Origin of the sequence: Dietzia sp. Cai40, from assembly GCF_014145165.1 — a bacterium.
GTDB lineage: Bacteria > Actinomycetota > Actinomycetes > Mycobacteriales > Mycobacteriaceae > Dietzia > Dietzia natronolimnaea.
In genome coordinates, this window is sequence record NZ_JAALEB010000025.1 from 1 (window position 1) to 3645 (window position 3645).

Annotated in this window: 3 protein-coding genes; all 3 read right to left on the minus strand. The window is 69.2% G+C overall.

Annotated elements, in window-relative coordinates:
• Positions 1-1295, minus strand: a 1295-nt coding sequence (locus G6022_RS01325; RefSeq protein WP_182690912.1) for a type IV secretory system conjugative DNA transfer family protein, incomplete at its 3' end; no start/stop codon positions are given.
• A 28-nt stretch (positions 1296-1323) separates the two neighbouring features.
• Positions 1324-1863 (minus strand): hypothetical protein, encoded by a 540-nt coding sequence (locus G6022_RS01330; protein ID WP_187701173.1) that lies wholly within the window; start codon positions 1861-1863, stop codon positions 1324-1326.
• 26 nt (positions 1864-1889) lie between these two features.
• Entirely contained in the window at positions 1890-3500 is a 1611-nt protein-coding gene (locus G6022_RS01335) for a peptidoglycan DD-metalloendopeptidase family protein (RefSeq protein WP_182640212.1), read from the minus strand.
• Positions 3501-3645: the final 145 nt, after the last annotated feature.

Here is a 3645-nt window from a genome sequence, read left to right on the forward strand (position 1 = left end):
ACGATGTTGGCGATCTCGTCCAGGGCGGCGGTCACCGGCACCGGCAGACGCGAACCGGGGCAGGTGTCGGCCCGGTCGACCAGGGCCTTGAACACCGCGACGGTCAGGATGGACGTCACCGGCCGGCCGATCGGGTTCTCCTCATCGGAGACCAGATACAGCGTGTCGGCCTCCGAGTTTGCGAAGGCGACCGGGTCGAAACGCTGGGCGCCGGCCTGGGGGGTCAGCCACCGCACGATCTGCCTGCGTCCCAGGCAGGAGATCATGTTCTTGGCCGCGGAGAACACGTTGGAGCGGGTACGGGGCTCGGCGTTGTACTTGCTGGCCAGGTCCGCAGCCTGCGGCTTCCACTGGCTGTCAGCCAGGATGTCAACTGGGGTGGCGTCCTCGAGATTGGAGACCCATCCGTAGACATCGGTGATGGGACGGTTCTTCATCGCCGCTGCCAGGAACAGCGAGGCGAGCAGGTCCACGGCCTGGGAGTAGAAGTACGCGTTGGGGTCGCTGCCGGCCTCCCCTCGGGCGGTGGCGGCGTTGAAGATCTCGGCGAGCTCCTCGGCGTTGCCGTCCCACCACTGGTCGCGGCGAACGAAGTCCAGCGGGTCGAAGTACCACTTGGAGGTGTCCAGCCCGACCGCCTTGTCCTGCGGGTCGAGCACCCAGACGCGGCCGACCTGCTGACGGAACGGCATCGTGGCTTCGATGACGTCGCGCTTGCACGAGGTGGAGATGCAGATGCCCGGTGCGCGGCGGATCATCGGGATGATGCGGCTGGAGGTCTTGCCCTGGCGGGGACCCCACAGATCCAGATGCAGGTCTTCCCACCCGCCCCAGAGATCTTGGCCGGTAGCGACCTCCTTGCCGATGTACACCCCCGGGGTCTGGGTGGTGTCGCCTCGCTCGCGGTTGGCGCGGACCACGCTCTTGGCCGACAGTGACTTCACGTCAGCGCGGCCCGCCAGGTGCTTGGTGATCCCATCGACACGGGTCCTGCGGCCCTGCCGGCGCCCGACGAGCGCCGCCACCACGGCCACGAGCACGGCGGCGATCACCACCAGGGCCACGACGACGACCGTGGCGCCGGTGGTCCACTGCACCTGCCCCTGGGCCAGGTCGATCACCGCCACCGCGGGGTTACCGGGAACCTGTTGACCGGTGGGGGCGATGGATTCGCCGAGGGTGATACTGCCCCACACCGCGATCACCGCGGCCGCCACCACGCCCATCATGACCAGCGCGATCGTGGGTCCGGGCTCGCGGGTCTGGGACGTTCGTGCCAGGTCCTTGCCTGCCATTGTTGCCTCCCTGGTGTGATGTGCGCGGTTACTCGCCCACAGATCGGTATTGGTAGCTGGCGACCTTCCACGTCTCGCCGGTGCGCTTGAGCTCGACGGTCGCGGTGATGCGCTCGAGCGGGGTCGTTGCTCCGTCGGGGTGCAGCACTTTCTGCTGCACCGTGACCAGGCGCCGAGCTTCGCTCGCGTCCTGCGGGACGGGGTCCTGATCTCCGGCCAGGCTTGCGGCGCCGATCACGCGGTCACCCGAGCGCGCCCATGCCGGCCACTGCCCAGGGGCAGGATCTGGGTCCGGGCGGGTGGTGGCCGCGTCCGCCATCTGGCCGGTGAGCTGGTCGGAGATCGCGTGCATCGCATCCCACGGGGACTGCTGCTGCGCGGGGGTCCACGTGTGAATCCCTGCCATCACCGCCACCGCCACTTCGTCGGCGGTCGTGATCGGGTCGATGTGTACGTGCGCATCGGTTCCCGGTTCATCATCGCGGCCAAGCGTCAGGGCCATCGCGACGGCGGCGACCACTACCGCCACCACCGCCGCGGCGACCACAGCTACGCCTTTGGTGTTCATCGCTGTCTCCTACTCGTCGGCGGTGCTCATGCGGCGGCGAACCTTGCGGCCTCTTGCGGCACGATGACCACGTACTTTTGCGTCTCGGCATATGGAGGTACCCCGCCGAACTGCTGCACGGCGCCGGGTCCGGCGTTATAGCCGGCCAGCATCAACGCCTGCGGGTCGCCACTGAGCTCGCCCGAGGCGATGCCCTCTCGCTGGCCCTCGGCGATCTCGCACAGGTAGCGGGCGGCGGCCATCGTCGCGTCCGCCGGGTCCGACGGAGAGCCCGAGCCGGGAGGTCCGGCGATCTGGCCGTTGTCGTCGACCTTGGCGCCCTTGGCCGCCCATGTGCCGGGCATGAACTGCCCGTACCCTTGCGCTCCGGCCGTCGAGACTGCCGTGGCCTGGAAGCCGGCTGATTCGTGGTACAGCAGCCCGGCCAGCAGCGGAGAGTCGACCTCGCGGCAGACCTGGCCTCCCAGGTCGATCCACTTGCGCAGTTCGGCGGGGATCTCGCCCGCGTTCAGGCTGCGATGCCCGAAGTCCGGGGCGCAGTCGTCGCCCCCGGCGGCGCCGGTGGTCTCCGAGGAGTCGTCGGCACCGTCGGTGGGGGCGGCGCCGTAGCGCTGGTTCGGGGTGGGCTTTCCGCCGCCGGCGACGGTGACGTGCACGTGGTCGAAATGGTTCTGGGTCGGGTCGCCCCGGTCCTCCCTCTGGTTGGGCTGCCCGGTGGCGGGGATGTACTGCTGCCGCCAGATCAGGTACTCGATGTTGAAGAACTCGCGGTGCGTCAGCAGGTAGTTCGTGATGCGATTGCCCAGCTCGCGGCCCTCGCTCGAGGAGTAGTCCGGGATCATGATGTCCACGGCGCGGCCCGACGGGTGATCGGGGTAGGCATCAACAGGCCGCCACCCGCCGATGGTCTTCACGTCGGGAAAGCGCTGCGCCACGGCACGGGCCACCCGGATCGAGTCGACCTGCAAGTTCTCCTTGGAGGCGATCTTGTCCGAATCGGGCATCTCCCCGCTCGAGGGCGGAGACGGCTGACGGGAGGTCGTGGACTCGTCGGTGGGCGGCTCACTGCCTCCCGAGCCCGGGTTCGCCGCTCGGTCGAGCCACGGCTGCGGATCGGTCTCGCTCCCACCGGTCAGGCGCCCGCCCTGCCACACCTCGAAGTGCAGGTGGGCGCCGGTGGACTGGCCGTTGTTGCCGACCTCACCGATGTGCTGTCCTGCGGCAACGGTGTCGCCCACCTGGACGTCCACTCCGTCGTCCCACATATGGCCGTAGACGGTCGAGTAGGGCTGACCGTCGATGGTGTGGTCGATGACGATCCAGTTGCCGAACCCGCTCGCGGGGCCGGCGGCGGTCACCACGCCTGGGGCCATCGCGTACATGGGCGTGCCGTCGGCGGCGGCCAGGTCGATGCCTCGGTGGCCGGGCCGGTCTGCGCTCTTGTAGGTCGAGGACACGACGTAATCGCCTTCGGCGATCGGCAGGCTGAGCTCGCCGGCGGGCACTCCCCCGCCGCCGGTTATGGCCCCGTTCGGGCGGCACCGATCGTCGCTGCCGTCTCCGAGGATCACTACGACCACCAGCGACAGCAGGATGATCCCGATGACGATGCCGACGACGAGCTTGGCCGACCGCATCCGTCTACAGCCCTAGCTGCGCTCGAAGGGCCGCGTTCTCGGCTTGCAGCGCCCGCAGGGTGGACGAGTTGTGCGCCTGCCACGTCCCCGCGGCGACCGACCAGCGGCGCACCGAGTCGCGGCTGATGCCGAACTCGCGGGCGAC

Bases quoted from the DNA above. Each gene is read 5' to 3' on its own strand.
- G6022_RS01330 (WP_187701173.1), bottom strand. From the start codon at position 1,863: ATGAACACCAAAGGCGTAGCTGTGGTCGCCGCGGCGGTGGTGGCGGTA.
- G6022_RS01335 (WP_182640212.1), bottom strand. From the start codon at position 3,500: ATGCGGTCGGCCAAGCTCGTCGTCGGCATCGTCATCGGGATCATCCTG.